We start from the raw sequence: 430 nt of genomic DNA on the forward strand, positions 1-430 counted from the left end.
GCGTCGCCTCGTGGGTCACCGCGTCGTAGGCGACGGTCGCGGCCACCGGCTGCCCGCCGTCGGGCGTGAGCGTGAAGCTCTGCGCGGTGACGGTGGCCGGGTCCAGCGGGCGGTCGAACGCCGCGCTCACGGAGCTCGCGTTGGAGACATCGGTTGCGTCGGCGGCCGGGGTCGCGGCGGTCACCGCCGGTCCGGCGGGTGGCGTGATGGCCGTCGTGAAGATCCACGCGGAGGCGTCGAGCGCCGCGCCGTCGAGACCGCGCACGCCGTCTGTGACGCGCGCGGTGTACGCGCTCATCAGGCCGAGCGGCTCGTCCGGGGTCAGCGTCGCGGTGCGAGTCGAGGCGTCGTATGAGACGCTCGCGGGCACGGGGGCGCCGCCCGGACCGCTCAGCAGGAAGCTCTCCTCGTCCACCGTTGCCGGGTCGGC

1 protein-coding gene is annotated in these 430 nt (G+C 75.3%); it reads right to left on the minus strand.

Features of this window, described 5'->3' with window-relative positions; translation table 11 throughout:
* Positions 1–430: Ig-like domain-containing protein (locus tag I6F37_RS40910; protein ID WP_225154508.1), on the minus strand; the 430-nt coding region annotated here is incomplete at both ends.

The organism is Bradyrhizobium sp. NBAIM08, from assembly GCF_020193935.1.
Taxonomy (GTDB): domain Bacteria; phylum Pseudomonadota; class Alphaproteobacteria; order Rhizobiales; family Xanthobacteraceae; genus Bradyrhizobium; species Bradyrhizobium yuanmingense.